This window comes from Bacillus sp. EB106-07-01-XG149, assembly GCF_058791555.1.
Genome location: NZ_JBYTDP010000002.1, coordinates 899,489 through 916,650, shown reverse-complemented (window position 1 = coordinate 916,650; position 17,162 = coordinate 899,489). Strand labels below are relative to the sequence as shown.

The window sequence follows — 17,162 nt, the reverse complement described above, 5'->3', positions numbered from 1 at the left end:
GGATATTGTATGAAGAGAGAAGAATTGTTGGCGCCAGCGTCTTATAATTTAGTTTCTGAAATAGAGAAATATACAAGTGATAAAGAGAAGCTTGCTTTAATTTGGCAAGATGATAAAGGGAATAGACGAGAAGTTACATACGCTGAGTTAATGAAAGGTGCGAACAAAATTGGAAACGCTTTTATAAAGAGTGGTCTGCAAAAAGGGGACAAGCTCCTCATTATGATGCCACGTTTAATTGAAGCGTACATGACGTATATCGCTGCGATTAAAGCAGGATTTGTCGTAATTCCGAGTTCGGAAATGTTACGCAAGAAGGATATCGAATATCGTATTGGGCACGGGGAAGTAAAAGCAATCGTAAGTTATGAGCCGTACATTGGGCAGTTTGATGATATAGAAGCGATGAAATCTCTTCAAAAATTCGTTCTGAGCGAGCAGTCAGTAGATGGATGGATTAATTTAAAAACAGCGTTAGAAACAGAAAGTGACCTGTTAGAAATGGCAAAGACAGATAAAGAAGATATGGTCTTTTTATCTTACACGTCAGGGACGACAGGAAATCCAAAAGGTGTTGTTCATACGCATGCATGGGCATACGCTCATTTACGTACGAGCGCTCCAAACTGGCTCGGGATTGAAGAGAATGATGTTGTATGGGCGACGGCTAGTCCAGGTTGGCAAAAGTGGATTTGGAGCCCGTTTGTAGCAACTCTCGGTTCAGGTGCAACCGGATTTGTATACCACGGTAAGTTTGAACCAAAAACGTATTTAAACTTATTAGGTGATAATAAGGTGAATGTGCTTTGTTGTACGCCGACTGAGTATAGATTAATGGCAAAAGTAGAAGACTTAAGTGAGTACAATTTAGAAGCGTTACATAGCGCTGTATCCGCAGGTGAGCCGTTAAATAGAGAAGTCATTGAAACGTTCCAAAAGCACTTTAATATTACAGTAAGAGACGGCTATGGGCAAACGGAAAACACATTACTTGTTGGTGTAATGAAAGGAATGGATATTAGACCAGGATCAATGGGAAAACCAACGCCAGGCAACCACGTTGATATTGTAGATGAGGAAGGTATTCCGGTAAAGGTAGGAGAAGTTGGTGATATTGCAGTTCACATTGAAACACCAGCCCTCTTTAAACAATATTATAAAGACGATGAGCGCACAGCAATGCAATTCCGCGGTGATTATTATATTACTGGTGATAAAGCGAAGAAAGATGAAGAAGGCTATTTCTGGTTTGAAGGGCGCGGTGATGATATTATTATTAGCTCTGGTTATACAATTGGGCCGTTTGAAGTAGAAGATGCACTCGTAAAACATCCTTATGTAAGAGAGTGTGCGGTTGTTGCAAGCCCTGATGAAATTCGCGGAAGTGTCGTGAAGGCATTTATCGTATTAAGAGAGAATATAGACAAGAACGAAGAAACATTAATTCCAGTACTCCAACAACACGTCAAAGAACTCACTGCACCATATAAATACCCTCGCAAAATTGAATTTATAGATGAACTACCAAAAACGATTTCCGGAAAAATTCGCCGTATTGAACTTAGAAAACAAGAGATGGAGATTCCGTCAAAATAATTTTGAAAACAGTGAAGGAAATAGTTGAATGAAATGGCAAACAATGATAATATAAAAACGAACACAAGTTCGATTTTATAAACTTAAAAAAGAGGTGTCCGTATGATTTTAGGTATTAATCCGTACTTAGTTTTAGATGGTAGTGGGCAAGAGGCTGTACAGTTTTATAAAGAGGCGTTAGACGCAAAAGTAGAAGTCATGCAAACTTTTGGTGACATGCCTGAAAATCCAGAATACCCGATTCCAGCTGAAGCAAAAGAGCGCGTTTTACATGCTACTTTAAAAGTTGGTAACACGGACCTTATGATTTCTGATACATTCCCAGGTCAAGGGCATGCAATCGGATCTCAAGTAACAATTGCAATTCAAATTAGTAATGCAGAAAAAGCGAAAGAAGTATTCGAAAAGTTACAAGAAGGTGGAGAAGTTATTATGCCACTTCAAGAAACATTCTGGAGCCCAGCATACGGACAACTAAAAGATAAATTTAGCATTGAATGGCAAATCACAACGAATCCTACTGAACAAAATTAATTTTTGGAAAAGCACCATTTTTAATCGAAATGGTGCTTTTTTTATACGGATTAATTTCGTAGACTTAAGGAAAAAGGGGATGGGTATATGGGAGAAATTTGGTATGGCGGCACCATTTACACGATGAGAGAAGAGAATGAAAAAGTAGAAGCTATTTATGTTGAAAAGGGTATGATCGTTGATGCCGGGAGTAAGGAAGAGCTAGAAAGCAAATATTCAGACGTGAAGTTGTGCGACTTAAAAGGGAAAACGATGATTCCAGGTCTCGTTGATAGTCATATGCATCTTATTGGTCATGGAGAGAGATTACTTCGTTTAGATTTATCAAACTGTACATCTTATAGCGAAGTGCTGACTCTTGTGCGGGAGCGAGTGGAAGAAGCTCCAAAGGGCTCTTGGATTATTGGAGAAGGCTGGAATGAAAATAACTTTACAGATACAAAACAAGTGCATGTACGTGATTTAGATGAAATTTCTACAGAACATCCAATTTTATTAAAGCGGGTTTGTCGCCACGTTACATGGGTGAATTCATACATATTGCAAGAAGCGAACATAACAGAAATGACGCAAGACCCGAAAGGCGGGAAAATCGGCCGGGATTCATCAAATATGTTAACAGGCCTTTTATATGAACAAGGACAAGAATTAATTAAACATGTGCAGCCAGAAATTGATGAAGCTTATTTACAAAGAGCCCTGCAAACAGCAATTAAAGATTGTTGGCAATATGGACTTGTTGGCGGGCATACGGAAGATTTAAATTATTACGGTGGTTTTAGAAAAACGCACAATGCTTTTTCTCATGTTATAAAAGAAATGCCATTTAAAGCACATTTACTCGTTCACCATGAAGTAGCACATGAACGAAAAGAATATGAAAATGGGCATTATATTGAATTTGGTGCGATGAAAATTTTTTCTGATGGCTCTTTTGGCGGAAGAACAGCTTTATTAAGTGAGCCGTATGAAGATGCGCAGGAAACAAATGGAGTTGCAATCTTCTCGCGTGAAGAGCTTGCGGAGTTAGTGAAAAAAGCACGTGATTTACATATGCCAGTTGCGATTCATACAATAGGTGATTTATCGCTTGAATATGTCATTGATGCACTTGAATTATATCCACCTGCAGAAGGATTGCGTGATCGCATTATTCATTGCCAGCTCGCTCGTGAAGAGTTAATTGAGAGAATGAAAAACTTGCAAGCCATTATTGATATACAGCCAGTCTTTGTTTCATCGGATTTCCCATCAGTCATTGAAAAACTAGGCGAGCATCGTCTTCGCTATGCGTACGCTTGGAAGAAGTTACTGGAAGCGGGATTACACTGCAACGGTGGATCTGATGCGCCAATAGAACAAGTGAATCCATTTTTAGGTATATATAGTGCTGTTACACGCAGAAGTTTTATTGACGGCGTATGTTATATACCGGAAGAAAGATTAACGGTATATGAGGCTGTTTCTTTATTTACAACAGGAAGTGCCTATGCAATCGGAAAAGAAGCGAAGCGAGGACAAATCGCAAAAGGATATGAGGCAGACTTTACGATAGTAGATCGAAACATATTTGAAATAGAGGCAGAAGAAATAAAAGAAGTACAAGCAGAAATGACTGTAATTGATGGGAAGATTGTGTATAGGAAAGACGCGTGAAAATATATCGACTTACCGACAAAAAATGACACGAAGAGTGGCCGGTAGCGAGAGAAATAAATAACCGCCGAATTATGGAATCCCATAATTCAGCGGTTATTTTAATGCTATAAAAACGTTCTCTGTACTTTTTCCCAGAAGGAATTGTTTTTTAATTTAACTGTTTTAATTTGTTTATCGCTTAAGCGTACAACAGCTTTTTCCACTTGTTTAATGCTAAGCGCTTCATTATCCAAACCGATAACAGGATAATCGTTACCGTTTGGTTTTAGTTTTAAAGTTAATGTACGCTTGTGATTTAAAATGAAAGGTGAACCGAGCGTACGGTATGTGTTGTTATTTAATGATGCTAGTTCGCTTACTTGGAAGCATGGGATGAGCGGATCAACAACCGCACCATGTAACGATTTATTGTAAGCTGTACTTCCTGTTGGGGTAGAAACAACTAAACCGTCCCCTCTAAATGTTTCGAAATATAGATCATCAACGTGAACATCTACTACGAATGTTTTAATAATGCTAGAACGTAATGAGAACTCATTTAAACAATGGAAAGATGTACCGTGATCTACATCTACCTGAATTGTTGGGTATTTTCGCACTTCAATTTCATTTTTTGTAATTTCTTGAAGGGCTGTATCAACGTGATCAATATGGAAATCGCAGTAGAACGAAATTTCATCTTTCGTAGAAATCCCTGCGTATAAGCAATCTTCTCTAAAACCAGTTTTACGAACGGCTTGTAAGAAAGTTGCATCATCTCCAACACTGACGATAGCGTTTGCATTTTTTGGATGATCTAATATGGTGAATCCATTCTCTTCTAAAATACGATAGATTGGTTTCATTCTTTCAACGAGCGTTGCTTTGTCATCACCATAAAAGAAAAATAAATTGCGACGATCTGCCATTATGTATCCCTCCACTGCAGTTAAATTTTCTGTTCTTCGTGCTACATATCATCCAAATACGTTCCCCGACGATATGTTCAAATAATATATTTCGATATAAAATGTCAAAATCCTTTTTTATTTTTAGAAAAATTTTTATATTCAATCTTAAAGGATTCTGTTTAATGATGAATAAACTTGTCGATAATGGGTACGGAGTGAAAGGATGATACGTATGAAGTGGCTCGTGATTGGAATAATAATTCTTCTCCTTTTTATTTTGCTTATACTATTGTCGAAAATAAAGCTTAAAGTGACATTTTTATATTCAGAAATGGAAAAGCAATGTTTGTTTCAAGTGAAAATATGGATGATTCGATATACGTTTGATGTATTGGAAAGAATTGAAAAACAACAGAAAAAGACAGGGCAGAAAATCGAAAAAGCTGAAAAAGACGGTGGATTAGATAATAAAATTATGGCGCAACTTGATAGTATGGGGGAGCTGATAAAAAAGCTACAAGAAGTTCATACTATTGTTAAAGATTTTCTCAAACGAGTGAAAATCAATGGGTGGAAATGGCACACGCAAATTGGAACAGGCGACGCAGCTAGCACTGGAATTGTCACTGGATATGCATGGGGGACAAAAGGAATGGCTGCTGGAGTTGTAGGACAATATATGCATATTGTCGACGTACCAGAATTTGAAATTACCCCTGTTTTTCAAGGGAAAGGATTTGCATCAAGATGTGAGTTAACAGCATCTTTTCGTATATTTCGTGCTATAAAAACTGGTATCAAATTACTCACGTTTATGAGAAGACAAAGATCTGGTACGAATGAAAAATCAGTTCAAGCATAGGGGGGATATAGAATGGACCATCCAATTCAAGGTTTAATGACAACCGCAATGCAGCATTTAAAACAAATGACTGATGTGAATACAATTGTTGGTGATCCGATTAAAGCGGCAGATGGAAGTGTAATTCTTACCGTTTCGAAAGTTAGTTTCGGATTCGCCGCTGGTGGAAGTGAATTTGGTAAAGTAGAACATTCAGGCCGTCATCCATTTGGCGGGGGAAGTGGTGGAGGAGTTTCTATTAATCCTGTTGCTTTTCTTGTTATAAATGGAGAGGGTGTAAAAGTGTTGCATTTAGATAAGCAAACACACGTCATCGATAAAATAATTGAATTAGCGCCACAAGCTGTTGATAAAGTGAAGGAAATGATGGATAAACGAAAAGAAGACGATCCTGAATTTCAAATTTAACAAATAAGAAGCTAATCAATGGATTAGCTTCTTTAATTTTTTTGTAAATAAAGCGATTTTATTTGCATTATCGATAGGGACAAACTATCATTTACATTGTACATATTTTGTTTAAATAAGGGAGGATTTTCAAGTGGCAAACGTAACTTTTAAAGGTAACCCAATGACTTTAGTTGGAACAGAAGTTAAAGTTGGCGATCAAGCGCCAAAATTCCAAGTATTAGCAAATGACTTATCTCCAGTAAGTTTAGAAACATACAAAGGCGAAGTAAAATTAATTAGTGTTGTACCTTCAATCGACACAGGTGTGTGTGATGCACAAACACGTCGTTTTAACCAAGATGCAGCAGGTATTGAAAACGCGAAAGTATTAACAATTAGCGCTGACCTACCATTCGCTCAAAAACGTTGGTGTGCAGCAAACGGTTTAGAAAATGTTGTAACACTTTCTGACCACCGTGACCTTTCATTCGGTGAAGCTTACGGCTTAGTAATGAAAGAGCTTCGTTTACTTGCTCGTGCAGTATTCGTAGTAGATAGCAACGACAAAGTAGTTTACGCAGAATACGTAAGCGAAGGTACAAGCCATCCAAACTATGAAGCAGCATTAGAAGCAGCTAAAGCGGCAAAATAATGTGAAAGAAATGACCTCTTATAAAGAGGTCGTTTTTTCTCATATATTGCTGCGTAATGGTACCAATATATGAGAAAAAACGTTATATCATATATAACTTAAAGGGGAGCTCTTTGTAGGAGGTCGCTTTTTCTTTTTGGAAAAAAATACTTTGTGGTATGATATAAGTTATGTGTAAAAGAGAGAAGGAGGAATGTACGTGAGTCAGACAGTAGAAACATTATTTTCTATTTTTGATTCTTCTGCGGTAGTTTTACGTAAAGAATTAGATGTAACATATTTAGAGGCGCTTGTAGAAACAGGTGATAACTTGTTTGAAGGAGCAATTTTACAAGAGGAATTATCTGAATCAGCAATTGAAAGGCTGAATCGTGAATATAGTACGTTTAATGAAGAAACATATAAAGGGGAAGAAATTCGTAAAGCATTTCAGTTAGCCATCTTAAAAGGAATGAAAGAAGGCGTGCAAGCGAATCACGAAATGACGCCTGATGCAGTTGGAATGTTCATGAGCTACTTATTCCATAAATTTATGCAAGGGCAAAACGAAATTACTGTTTTAGATCCTGCAATTGGAACAGGTAACTTAATGACTACAGTATTTAATAGCGCCAAAGAAGGACTAGCAATGAGTGGATTTGGTGTAGAAGTGGATGAAGTGCTAATTAAACTTGCTTTAGTAAATGCGAATTTACAAAAGCATGCAATCGAATTCTTCCATCAAGATGGACTAGCGCCACTTTATATCGATCCGGTTGATGCAGTCGTTTCAGACTTACCGATTGGTTACTATCCAAATGAAATTGGTGCAAGTGAATATAAGTTAAAAGCAGATGAAGGAATGTCGTATGCACATCACCTATTTATTGAACAAAGTGTGAAACATACGAAAGAAGGCGGGTACTTATTCTTCCTAGTACCAAACTTCATTTTTGAAAGTGATCAAGCACCAAAATTACATGCATTTATTAAAGAAACATGTTTTATTCAAGGGCTATTACAGCTACCTGTTTCCATGTTTAAAAACGAGAAAAATGCAAAAAGTATATTTGTTCTCCAAAAGAAAGGTCCTAGTGTAACAATGCCAAAACAGGCGTTATTAGTGGAGTTACCTAAATTCTCCAACATGAAGGCGATGGAGAACATTATGGATCAATTAAATACTTGGTTTGCAACCCACAAATAAGGCGAGGTATATGTAACAGGGTTAGTAATTCATGTAGTACAGTTTTATATGATATGTCATATTTTTAAATATATACTAGATTAAACTGAATTTTTTTGAAATCTGTAATATATATTTTTTCTTGGTGTTACAATTTTTTCACTTGAAATATATGTCGGACGATGTTTAAATTAAAATCGTGAGTATAAAATTCACTAATGATGAAACGTTTTCATATTTAGTGAATTTAATCAGATAAAATCGAGCGGTTTGTGGACATATCCACACAACTACCAAGAGAAAAAGGGGCGAAAGACTAGATGTCAAAAATCATCGCGATTAACGCAGGAAGCTCTTCCTTAAAATTCCAATTATTTGAAATGCCAAGTGAAACAGTATTAACAAAAGGTTTAGTAGAACGTATCGGTTTAGAAGATAGTATCTTCACTATTACTGTAGATGGCGAAAAACAAAAAGAAATTACAAATATTCCAGATCATGCAGTAGCAGTAAATATGCTTCTTAAAAAATTAACTGAAAACGGAATCGTTAAGTCTCTAGATGAGATTGGCGGTATCGGTCACCGTGTTGTTCACGGCGGCGAAAAATTTGCTGACTCTGTTTTAATTACTGATGAAGTATTAGCTGATATCGAAGAGTTAAGCGATTTAGCACCACTTCATAACCCAGCAAACCTTGTTGGTATTAAAGCATTCCAAGAAGTATTACCAAACGTACCAGCAGTAGCAGTATTCGATACAGCATTCCACCAAACAATGCCGGAATCTGCATTCTTATACAGCCTACCATATGAGTACTATGAAAAATTCGGTATCCGTAAATACGGTTTCCACGGAACTTCTCATAAATACGTAACTGAGCGTGCGGCTGAATTATTAGGTCGTCCACTTGAAAGCTTAAGCTTACTTTCTTGTCACTTAGGTAACGGTGCAAGTATCGCAGCAGTAGAAGGCGGTAAATCTATCGATACTTCTATGGGCTTCACTCCACTTGCTGGTGTAACAATGGGTACACGTTCTGGTAACCTTGACCCTGCGTTAATTCCATACATCATGGAAAAAACAGGCCAAACAGTAGAAGAAGTAGTTAACGTATTAAACAAGAAGAGTGGTATGTTAGGTCTTACTGGTTACTCTAGTGACCTACGTGACATCATTGCGAAAGAAGAAGAAGGCGACCACCGTGCGAAAGTAGCACTTGATGTATTCGTAAGCCGTATCCACAAATACATCGGTTCTTACACTGCTCGTATGAAAGGCGTTGACGCTATCATCTTTACAGCTGGTGTAGGTGAAAACAGTGCGATTATTCGTGAGCGTGTATTAGAAGGCCTTGAGTACATGGGCGTATACTTCGACGTAAAACGTAATAACGTATTTGGTGAAGAAGCATTCATCAGCTTCCCACACTCTCCAGTAAAAATTATCGTAATTCCAACTGACGAAGAAGTTATGATCGCTCGTGACGTACTACGTCTTGGAGATATTGGTTAATATACTATATGAAAAAAAGACGAGATCCTATAGGGTTTCGTCTTTTTTTGGGATATATTTCAAAATTCCATCTGGATATAATATTTTTTCATTTTGAATGAATGCCGTAGTAGGAATCCATTTCGCATATGATACGGTTTGCTCATCTTGTATCTTCAGTATTTCCATTTCATATAGTGATGTGTCTAATAAGCGTAAAGAATATAGTTGAATGATTTCATGACCAATTTCTCCATCAAGATGAAAGATGTTTTCTAAGCAGCCTAAATAATGGGTGATTTCCACTTCCGTATGAAGCTCTTCTTTAAATTCACGAATAACGGTATATGCTGATTTTTCACCAAGTTCAATTGAACCGCCAAGAGGTCGGTAAAATGTTTCATCGCCTGTATGATATTCTTGTACGAGAAGGCGATCGTGATGTATAGCAATGCCAAAAGCTTTTGCACGTGGATACATATATAATCACTCCTTATTTCTTTTGTATAAGGATGATTATAATGTGTTTTGTAATAAAAAGTATCGTGTATTTAGGCCTGCGGTCTAATCGTGATCCCATCAAATAAATCATTCCAAAATGCTTCATTGTACTGGTATACATCCATAATAGGGCATTTTATAACACAAATGTTTTGTAATCCCCAATCTTCGTGGGCGATAGTTGGTACATCTGCAGGAATGAGTAATAGGACAGAGAATGTATGTTTAACTATTTGAGATAAAATTTGTTCTAATGAACGTGCTTCTTCGTATGTTCCTCCCGTTCGAATAAACAATGTGGATTCTGCCGTTTCCATTGTAGTTAGAAAACGATTAATTCGATGCTCATAGTTTAACTTAATTTCTGTATAAGAAGGCCAAGAAGTTGGTGTGTTTACATCTGTTTTAAAGTCATGGCAGGAGTCAATTTCATATAGGTTGTCACGGAGTCTTAATTTCGCACCATCATCCCAAAATGAGATGAAAGATAAGTTTTCGAACTGTAAAAAACGGTCAAATCGATTTTGTAATAATACATTCACTTTTTCTAATGAAGGGCTTAGCATAAAATCGATAACGCCAAAAAAGGGTGATAATTTGAATTGATATAACGCCCAAGCAGGCCAGCAGTTTTGTCCTAAGCTGAATACTGCATTATATTCTTTTTTTATATTGGATAGATTCATGTGATTTATCTCATCCTTTTTGCTAATATTTTATGTCATTAAAAAATGGTATGTGAATAAAGATAGACAAGCATATTTGCAAAGAATAAGCAGAAATATGTTACAATAGAAAAAAATCGAACGAGGTGGTTGTTACGATGCGATCGAAGCGAGAACAAGCCATTTTAGACAATATAAAAGAATGGGAATCGCAATTAGTTGAGCAAGAAGCGACTGATTTTCAAAAAATGTTTGATAAATGGGTACATACGACAATTGCGAAATTACCTGAGAAAAAACGAAAAGATTTCTTTACGAAAGCAGATGGATGGCTCTTTCATTTGCATGCATTGATTCAAAGTTCACAATCACAGTTAGACGCGCGTAATCGTATTTTAGGAACGTCGAGATTATTTGATGAATCAATTGAGCAACTAGAAGATTTGAAAGCATTATCTATTGATCAGTTAACATACATAGCAGAGCAGCAAACAGCGCGACATCGCCTATATTCATTCGTACAAGGCGGAGCAACGGGTGCTGGGGGTTTATTATTATTAACAGCCGATTTTCCGGTTATGATCGCATTAAATGTGAAGGCTGTTCAACTTATTGCAACATCATTTGGACATGATGTGAACAAGCCTTATGAAATGATGCTTGCGTTAAAAGTGTTTCATGCGTCATTACTACCAGGAAGGCTTCAGCAATACGCATGGTACAATTTACTGCAAGAGCTAGAGCAAGAAGATTCGTTCTTCTACGAAGGAGACGAAGCGGTGTTACAACCAGCTTCTACTGAAGTTGTGTTAAAACAAATTTTGAAAACATTTTCGATTTATGCTCTTCGTCGTAAATTATTCCAAGGTATTCCGGTAATTGGAATGGCAATCGGGTCTACAGTGAACTATCGTTTAACAAGAAACGTTACTGAATTTGCAAATAGATTTTATCAAGTGCGCCACATAGTTGAAAAAGAAAAGAGAGCGTAAAAAAAGCGAGAGGCCGAAGCCTTTCGCTTTTTTAATTTGTTGCATGTTTTTTTGGCATTGGAACAGATACTGGTTGCTTTTCCGCTTTTTTTTCTGCTTTTGGATAATAAATTAAATCCAATGTTTTTGCTTGTACGGCAATCGAAAGAATAGTGAAAGCAATTTCTGTCCAATTTAAATAATATAATGAAAGCGCAAGAACAATCGCGTCAAAGACGAAGAAAATTTGCCCAATTGTAAAGCGAGTTCGTTTACTTAATACAATTGTTAAAATATCGTCTCCACCGGTTGCACCGCCAAATCGCAATATAAAACCGAGTCCAATACCAGCTAACGCACCGCCAACTATTGCAGCTACAAATAAATTATTTGATAAATCTACCGTAAATGGAGAATAATTTTCCATAAGAGAATAAAATACTCCGAATGAAATCGAACCTAGGAATGAATAACCAACCATTTTTCTACCTAAAAATGAAGCACACAGTAAAATAATTGGGATATCCATAATTACAGTTGAAATAGATGGTGAAATATCATAAAAATTTTGGATGAATAGTGCAATACCTACAAAGCCACCTTCTGTTAAGTGGTTTTGGAAGTGAATGTGATATAGCGCTGCTGCTAAAATAAATGAACCGATTAAAACCATAAAAACTTCTTTAATAATTTGTCGACTTTGGATGTTCCTCATCGTTATTCCTTCTTTCCGTAGTTAGTAGTCCTTTTTGTGTTGTAAACTAACTACGAGCTCACATGTAGCTTCAGTTAGTTTACGAAAAAAACTAACTACGCTATATGTCGCTGAAGAAATAACGAATAATCCTCTCGTCCATCAATTCTCCCTACCTTCGTTTTAGTTTAAGTCTTAAAACGACTAAACAAAACGTGAAGTAGGATTCTTCATTTAGCAATCCTGCTCTTCTTTGTTTTGTTTAGCTAGTAACAATTAAGTCCTAAACAAAACGCTATGTGTAAGAAGAGTCTTTTTTTTGCCAAATTATCCTTCGGGCAATCATAATTTCCCCACTCTCGTATTTTTTTCGCTAGACTAAAGTATCTAAGCTGAAAAATACGCTACGTGTATGATTCGTCAATACGATGCCACATGCTCCTTCGAGCGATCATGATATCAAAATCCCTTCCTTCAAGATTTATATTATTATATCATACTTTCAAAAAATGTATGCGGATGGAAACCGACAATAAACGGAGGGAATCTACAAAAATTGTTATGTTTAAATATTTTTGTAGAAAAGCCTAAGTTATTTCGTGAAATCGGACAGTGTTTAAAAGTTTGTCCAATAAGTAAGAAAAAGATGGCGTTTATTCAGTTGTATCTTTCTGGTCACCTTTATCTTTAAAAAACGCATCCCAGCTAATCACACTTAAAAAAGTTAAAGCGATAATAATGAAAGCTCGCATAAAATTGAGACCTCCTTTTGTACATAGTATATGAATAATTTGTTTCAGAATGTGTCATTTTTTTACAAGTCTTAATTGTTATGAGATTATATCAGTATAGATAGATGAAAGGGAGAGAGAAGATATGCTAAAAGACATGTTTAAAAGAAAAGAATTAGTATGTGTTTCATGTCAGAAAAAGATTCAATATGAAGAAGAGCTAGTTGCTTTTGTAAAGTTGCCGAAAGAAAGAAGTATATTAGTTGGTCCGTTTGATGTGTGTTTGGCAAAAACAGCACAAGAAATATATTGTAAATCGTGTTACGACAAAAAAGCATGACCCAAAGTAATTGAGGGGCATGCTTTTTTCATTGGTGTGCTTTCCCCTCAGATACATTTTGAGTGAGTCGATACCAAAGCCAAAGGTCATTAATGATGGAAGCGAGATCGGCAATTTCTGAATTAAGTTTGCAAGAAATTTCGAAGTTTTCTTCGTTATTTAAATGATGCTGTTTTGCATTAATATAGTGTTCGAGCTCTTTTATACGATCAGGAATCTTTCCGCGAACTTGTTCCCATTTTAATAAAATAGCATGCTGCATTTTTTCGGGGATACTTTCCCAGTCTTCTTGTAAATGCGGAATTTCAATTCCTAGATGTTCATTGTATAAGAAATACTTTTCCATAAGTTCACCTCCGTTTTCCTGCTTATATTGTACATGAAAACAGAAATAAGCTCGACGAAATTGTTTGAAAAAATTTGAAAATGACTCTTGATACATTTTATAAAAGGTGTTAAAGTGTGTATTAATATAAAATAAAATGAATATTTATTCTTTAGGGGGATGCAAAATGGAGAAGAAAAAAGTGGTATTAGCATATTCCGGAGGTCTTGATACTTCCGTTGCAATTAAATGGTTACAAGAGAAGAATTATGATATTATCGCGCTTTGTTTAGACTTAGGGGAAGGTAAAGACTTAGCATTTGTAAAAGAAAAGGCACTTTCAGTAGGTGCAATTAAATCGTATATGATTGATGTTCAAGAGGAATTTGCAAATGAATATGCATTGATGGCTATGCAAGCACACACGTTATACGAAGGGAAATACCCTCTCGTTTCTGCATTATCTCGTCCACTTATCGCTAAGAAATTAGTAGAAATTGCAGAACAAGAAGGGGCGACTGCAGTTGCACATGGATGTACAGGGAAAGGGAATGATCAAGTTCGTTTTGAAGTTTCCATTCAAGCGTTAAATCCTTACTTAGAAGTGATTGCGCCTGTACGTGAATGGAAATGGTCACGTGAAGAAGAAATTGCATATGCAAAAGAAAAAGATGTACCCATTCCGATTAATTTAGACAGCCCGTTTTCAATCGATCAAAACTTATGGGGACGCAGTAACGAATGTGGTATTTTAGAAGATCCATGGGCAGCGCCGCCAGAAGATGCATATGAGATGACATTGGCGTTAGAAGATACACCGAATAAACCAGAGTTTGTAGAAATCGGATTTGAAGCAGGAGTACCCACTACTTTAAATGGTACTGCATATTCACTTTCAGAATTAATTAAAACGTTAAATGCGCTTGCTGGAAAACATGGCGTTGGACGTATCGATCACGTAGAAAATCGCCTTGTTGGTATTAAATCGCGTGAAGTATACGAATGTCCAGCAGCAATGACGTTAATCACGGCGCATAAAGAGCTAGAAGATTTAACACTCGTAAAAGAAGTAGCGCATTTTAAACCGATGATTGAGCAAAAAATAACAGAACTTATTTATAACGGTTTATGGTTCTCTCCTTTAAAACAAGCGCTTAACGCTTTCTTACAAGAAACGCAAAAGAATGTAACAGGTACAGTGCGTGTGAAATTATTTAAAGGCCATGCGATTGTAGAAGGACGTAAATCTGAGTACTCTTTATATGACGAAAAATTAGCAACATATACTGCTCAGGACGAATTTAATCATGATGCAGCAGTTGGATTCATTTCATTATTCGGTTTACCGACGAAAGTATACAGCCAAGTGAATCAAAAGAAGGTGGAAGCGTGAGCAAACTTTGGGGCGGACGTTTTACAGAAGAAGCGGAAGCGTGGGTTGAAGAGTTTGGAGCATCCATCTCCTTCGATCAACAATTAGTAAATCAAGATATAAACGGAAGTATTGCACACGTAACGATGCTAGCAAAGCAAGGCATCGTTACGAAAGAAGAAGCAGAGAAAATAAAGGTAGGGCTTCAGTATTTATTAAAAGAAGCAAAAGAGAATAAGCTTCAATTCTCAGTAGAAGCAGAAGATATTCACTTAAACATTGAAAAAATGTTAATGGAACAAATTGGCGAAGTAGGAGGGAAACTTCATACAGGCCGAAGTCGTAATGATCAAGTAGCGACTGATATGCATTTATATTTAAAAGAAAAAGTAGAACATATTATTAAAGCTACAAAACAATTGCAAACGGTTCTTGTTCATCAAGCAGAAAATAATATTGAAACCATTATGCCTGGCTATACGCATTTGCAGCGTGCGCAGCCAATTTCATTTGCGCATCATATTCTCGCTTACTTTTGGATGTTAGAGCGTGATGTGAATCGTTATGAAGATTCATTAAAGCGCATTAACATTTCACCATTAGGAGCAGGAGCATTAGCTGGGACAACATTCCCGATTGACCGAGAATATAGTGCGGAGCTTCTTGGATTTAATGGAATCTATGAAAATAGTTTAGATGCAGTAAGCGATCGTGATTTCATACTGGAGTTCCTAAGTAACTCATCTATGCTCATGATGCACTTATCACGCTTCTGCGAAGAACTTATTTTATGGAGTAGCCAAGAGTTTCAATTTATTGAAATGAGCGATCAATACGCAACGGGAAGCAGCATTATGCCGCAAAAGAAAAATCCAGATATGGCGGAACTAATACGCGGTAAAACAGGCAGAGTGTACGGTAATTTATTTAGTTTACTTACAGTCATGAAAGGATTACCGCTCGCTTACAATAAAGACTTGCAAGAAGATAAAGAAGGAATGTTTGATACAGTAAAAACAGTAGAAGGATGCCTTCATATTATGGCAGGCATGTTAGAGACGATGACTGTCAATAAAGAAAAGATGGGGCAAGCTGTAACGCAAGATTTCTCAAACGCAACAGAAATTGCTGACTACTTAGCAAGTAAAGGACTCCCATTCCGACAAGCTCATGAAATTGTTGGGAAGCTAGTGCTACACTGCACACAAAAAGGAATTTATTTACTAGATGTACCACTAGCAACATATAAAGAAATGAGCTCATTATTTGAAGAAGATTTGTATGAAGTTCTTTCACCATATGCAGCTGTAAAGCGTCGTAACAGTGCTGGTGGGACAGGGTTTGAGCAAATTGAAAAAGCTTTGGAGAAGGCGAAAGCGTTAGTTGGAGAGTTTGTAGGAATTAAATGATGTATGAGAGAGAAGGTAAGGTGCTTTTTTAGAAAGCACCTTACTTTTTTTGTGTTTAGATTTTTAGGGGGGATCTATCATTTCATAATCATAAAATGATGTTTCTCATGTATCGCTAATAGTTGGATAGATTGAATCAGGTTAGGATAGTGAGCGATTGGATCTAAAAATACGATATGTCCGGCGATATTTTCTTCTATATTTTGAACAAGTTTTTTTATTTCATCTGTTTCACGGGAAAGTAATTCTTCTAATTCAGTTACATTCATAGAGTGATAGATTTTTTTTGAGGGGATTAAAATCCAAGGTGCTTTCATTCCTTTACCATGCTTTTCTTTATATTCGGCATAAATGTCGTGTATTTCAGTTTCAAATGGGGTATTTTTTCTTAGCTTTGCATAAGGGATAAGAGTGAGAGAGAATTTAATCGCTACTTTGAGCATCCTTGTAATTAAATATAAGTGATAAAAGTGTTCACCAGTAGACCATTTTTTGTCCTCTTTCCTATACCATAATTGTTCTTGTGATAATGAATGGAGATGAGGAAGGAACTCGTTCCTTTGTACATGTAATGTGTGAAAATGTTTTGAGATATTTTCAGATTTCATAGTAGAGCATCCTCCATACTTGTTTTTTCCTAATCATAACATTTTTCGTGAGGAGGTAAGTAAGCCTAGAGCATTTTGCTCTAGGCTTAAAGTTTCATCGATTAATCATACTTATGTCGATCTTCCGTAATTCGAATATACTCAATATCCATCAAATCTCTAAGTAATGCACCATTACTTAGTTCCACGCCATGCTTATCTTTAAAATGAGTACGAATCGTATCTAGCATTTCAATTTCTTTCCCATTCACATCTAAAATAATGCGTTCGGAATCATCCATGCAGCATCCTCCTTTTTTAAACAC

The 17,162-nt window shown here is 36.5% G+C and carries 19 protein-coding genes; 12 read left to right on the top strand and 7 right to left on the bottom strand.

Going from position 1 to position 17,162, the window contains the following annotated elements; translation table 11 throughout:
* Nucleotides 1-9 precede the first annotated feature (9 nt).
* From mbcS to AC3WTA_RS10845, 3 genes are all read left to right on the top strand, one after another.
* The gene (gene mbcS, locus AC3WTA_RS10855; protein ID WP_000817724.1) at nucleotides 10-1,596 is read left to right on the top strand and encodes an acyl-CoA synthetase MbcS; all 1,587 of its coding nucleotides are present in this window, start codon (nucleotides 10-12) and stop codon (nucleotides 1,594-1,596) included.
* A gap of 102 nt (nucleotides 1,597-1,698) precedes the next feature.
* Nucleotides 1,699-2,130 (top strand): VOC family protein, encoded by a 432-nt coding sequence (locus AC3WTA_RS10850; protein ID WP_000600353.1) that lies wholly within the window; start codon nucleotides 1,699-1,701, stop codon nucleotides 2,128-2,130.
* Nucleotides 2,131-2,217: 87 nt separating this feature from the next.
* Nucleotides 2,218-3,786 (top strand): amidohydrolase, encoded by a 1,569-nt coding sequence (locus tag AC3WTA_RS10845; RefSeq protein WP_078182798.1) that lies wholly within the window; start codon nucleotides 2,218-2,220, stop codon nucleotides 3,784-3,786.
* A 107-nt stretch (nucleotides 3,787-3,893) separates the two neighbouring features.
* On the opposite strand, the gene AC3WTA_RS10840 is transcribed toward AC3WTA_RS10845, so the two are convergent.
* On the bottom strand, nucleotides 3,894-4,697 hold the full coding sequence (locus tag AC3WTA_RS10840) for an NAD kinase (RefSeq protein ID WP_000785190.1): 804 nt from the start codon (nucleotides 4,695-4,697) through the stop codon (nucleotides 3,894-3,896).
* A gap of 205 nt (nucleotides 4,698-4,902) precedes the next feature.
* Between AC3WTA_RS10840 and AC3WTA_RS10835 the strand changes: the two genes are divergently transcribed.
* From AC3WTA_RS10835 to ackA, 5 genes are all read left to right on the top strand, one after another.
* Complete coding sequence (locus AC3WTA_RS10835; RefSeq protein ID WP_492332874.1) at nucleotides 4,903-5,541, top strand: DUF2953 domain-containing protein; 639 nt, start codon at nucleotides 4,903-4,905, stop codon at nucleotides 5,539-5,541.
* Between the two features lie 12 nt (nucleotides 5,542-5,553).
* On the top strand, nucleotides 5,554-5,949 hold the full coding sequence (ytfJ, locus tag AC3WTA_RS10830; protein ID WP_000350005.1) for a GerW family sporulation protein: 396 nt from the start codon (nucleotides 5,554-5,556) through the stop codon (nucleotides 5,947-5,949).
* Nucleotides 5,950-6,082: 133 nt separating this feature from the next.
* Complete coding sequence (gene tpx, locus AC3WTA_RS10825) at nucleotides 6,083-6,583, top strand: thiol peroxidase (RefSeq protein ID WP_000024522.1); 501 nt, start codon at nucleotides 6,083-6,085, stop codon at nucleotides 6,581-6,583.
* A gap of 199 nt (nucleotides 6,584-6,782) precedes the next feature.
* Entirely contained in the window at nucleotides 6,783-7,769 is a 987-nt protein-coding gene (locus AC3WTA_RS10820) for a class I SAM-dependent methyltransferase (protein WP_000084362.1), read from the top strand.
* Nucleotides 7,770-8,068: 299 nt separating this feature from the next.
* Entirely contained in the window at nucleotides 8,069-9,262 is a 1,194-nt protein-coding gene (gene ackA, locus AC3WTA_RS10815; protein ID WP_000034572.1) for an acetate kinase, read from the top strand.
* Between the two features lie 27 nt (nucleotides 9,263-9,289).
* Here the strand turns inward: ackA and AC3WTA_RS10810 are convergent, their stop codons facing one another.
* Both AC3WTA_RS10810 and AC3WTA_RS10805 read right to left on the bottom strand, forming a co-directional pair.
* Nucleotides 9,290-9,721, bottom strand: a complete 432-nt coding sequence (locus AC3WTA_RS10810; RefSeq protein WP_000283463.1) for an NUDIX hydrolase — start codon at nucleotides 9,719-9,721, stop codon at nucleotides 9,290-9,292.
* A 71-nt stretch (nucleotides 9,722-9,792) separates the two neighbouring features.
* Nucleotides 9,793-10,428 carry a DUF1796 family putative cysteine peptidase gene (locus AC3WTA_RS10805; RefSeq protein WP_001054279.1) on the bottom strand — a complete coding sequence of 212 codons (636 nt, stop codon included), beginning with the start codon at nucleotides 10,426-10,428 and terminating at the stop codon, nucleotides 9,793-9,795.
* Between the two features lie 137 nt (nucleotides 10,429-10,565).
* On the opposite strand from AC3WTA_RS10805, the gene AC3WTA_RS10800 reads away from it, so the two are divergent.
* On the top strand, nucleotides 10,566-11,399 hold the full coding sequence (locus tag AC3WTA_RS10800; RefSeq protein WP_001256871.1) for an EcsC family protein: 834 nt from the start codon (nucleotides 10,566-10,568) through the stop codon (nucleotides 11,397-11,399).
* Nucleotides 11,400-11,430: 31 nt separating this feature from the next.
* On the opposite strand, the gene AC3WTA_RS10795 is transcribed toward AC3WTA_RS10800, so the two are convergent.
* A complete protein-coding gene (locus AC3WTA_RS10795; protein WP_001244522.1) occupies nucleotides 11,431-12,093 on the bottom strand; it encodes a YitT family protein in 663 nt (220 codons plus the stop codon).
* Nucleotides 12,094-12,948: 855 nt separating this feature from the next.
* Here AC3WTA_RS10795 and AC3WTA_RS10790 point away from each other — a divergent pair.
* A complete protein-coding gene (locus AC3WTA_RS10790) occupies nucleotides 12,949-13,143 on the top strand; it encodes a hypothetical protein (protein WP_000910293.1) in 195 nt (64 codons plus the stop codon).
* Nucleotides 13,144-13,171: 28 nt separating this feature from the next.
* On the opposite strand, the gene AC3WTA_RS10785 is transcribed toward AC3WTA_RS10790, so the two are convergent.
* Complete coding sequence (locus AC3WTA_RS10785) at nucleotides 13,172-13,489, bottom strand: hypothetical protein (RefSeq protein ID WP_000417223.1); 318 nt, start codon at nucleotides 13,487-13,489, stop codon at nucleotides 13,172-13,174.
* A gap of 166 nt (nucleotides 13,490-13,655) precedes the next feature.
* Between AC3WTA_RS10785 and AC3WTA_RS10780 the strand changes: the two genes are divergently transcribed.
* Entirely contained in the window at nucleotides 13,656-14,861 is a 1,206-nt protein-coding gene (locus AC3WTA_RS10780; protein ID WP_000412310.1) for an argininosuccinate synthase, read from the top strand.
* Nucleotides 14,858-16,249 carry an argininosuccinate lyase gene (gene argH, locus AC3WTA_RS10775; RefSeq protein WP_000041288.1) on the top strand — a complete coding sequence of 464 codons (1,392 nt, stop codon included), beginning with the start codon at nucleotides 14,858-14,860 and terminating at the stop codon, nucleotides 16,247-16,249. Before AC3WTA_RS10780 ends, argH begins: the two co-directional genes overlap by 4 nt.
* Before the next feature lie 77 nt (nucleotides 16,250-16,326).
* Here argH and AC3WTA_RS10770 read toward each other — a convergent pair whose 3' ends face one another.
* Nucleotides 16,327-16,857 carry a DinB family protein gene (locus tag AC3WTA_RS10770; protein WP_000834355.1) on the bottom strand — a complete coding sequence of 177 codons (531 nt, stop codon included), beginning with the start codon at nucleotides 16,855-16,857 and terminating at the stop codon, nucleotides 16,327-16,329.
* A gap of 101 nt (nucleotides 16,858-16,958) precedes the next feature.
* Entirely contained in the window at nucleotides 16,959-17,138 is a 180-nt protein-coding gene (locus AC3WTA_RS10765; protein ID WP_000342757.1) for a hypothetical protein, read from the bottom strand.
* Nucleotides 17,139-17,162 lie beyond the last annotated feature (24 nt).

Excerpts from the sequence above, each read along its gene's own strand:
- AC3WTA_RS10805 (WP_001054279.1), bottom strand. The coding sequence starts at position 10,428 with ATGAATCTATCCAATATAAAAAAAGAATATAATGCAGTATTCAGCTTA.
- AC3WTA_RS10800 (WP_001256871.1), top strand. The coding sequence starts at position 10,566 with ATGCGATCGAAGCGAGAACAAGCCATTTTAGACAATATAAAAGAATGG.
- AC3WTA_RS10765 (WP_000342757.1), bottom strand. The coding sequence starts at position 17,138 with ATGGATGATTCCGAACGCATTATTTTAGATGTGAATGGGAAAGAAATT.
- AC3WTA_RS10835 (WP_492332874.1), top strand. The coding sequence starts at position 4,903 with ATGATACGTATGAAGTGGCTCGTGATTGGAATAATAATTCTTCTCCTT.
- ytfJ (WP_000350005.1), top strand. The coding sequence starts at position 5,554 with ATGGACCATCCAATTCAAGGTTTAATGACAACCGCAATGCAGCATTTA.
- AC3WTA_RS10810 (WP_000283463.1), bottom strand. The coding sequence starts at position 9,721 with ATGTATCCACGTGCAAAAGCTTTTGGCATTGCTATACATCACGATCGC.
- AC3WTA_RS10795 (WP_001244522.1), bottom strand. The coding sequence starts at position 12,093 with ATGAGGAACATCCAAAGTCGACAAATTATTAAAGAAGTTTTTATGGTT.
- AC3WTA_RS10850 (WP_000600353.1), top strand. The coding sequence starts at position 1,699 with ATGATTTTAGGTATTAATCCGTACTTAGTTTTAGATGGTAGTGGGCAA.
- AC3WTA_RS10780 (WP_000412310.1), top strand. The coding sequence starts at position 13,656 with ATGGAGAAGAAAAAAGTGGTATTAGCATATTCCGGAGGTCTTGATACT.
- mbcS (WP_000817724.1), top strand. The coding sequence starts at position 10 with ATGAAGAGAGAAGAATTGTTGGCGCCAGCGTCTTATAATTTAGTTTCT.
- AC3WTA_RS10845 (WP_078182798.1), top strand. The coding sequence starts at position 2,218 with ATGGGAGAAATTTGGTATGGCGGCACCATTTACACGATGAGAGAAGAG.
- AC3WTA_RS10785 (WP_000417223.1), bottom strand. The coding sequence starts at position 13,489 with ATGGAAAAGTATTTCTTATACAATGAACATCTAGGAATTGAAATTCCG.
- AC3WTA_RS10840 (WP_000785190.1), bottom strand. The coding sequence starts at position 4,697 with ATGGCAGATCGTCGCAATTTATTTTTCTTTTATGGTGATGACAAAGCA.
- AC3WTA_RS10790 (WP_000910293.1), top strand. The coding sequence starts at position 12,949 with ATGCTAAAAGACATGTTTAAAAGAAAAGAATTAGTATGTGTTTCATGT.
- ackA (WP_000034572.1), top strand. The coding sequence starts at position 8,069 with ATGTCAAAAATCATCGCGATTAACGCAGGAAGCTCTTCCTTAAAATTC.
- AC3WTA_RS10770 (WP_000834355.1), bottom strand. The coding sequence starts at position 16,857 with ATGAAATCTGAAAATATCTCAAAACATTTTCACACATTACATGTACAA.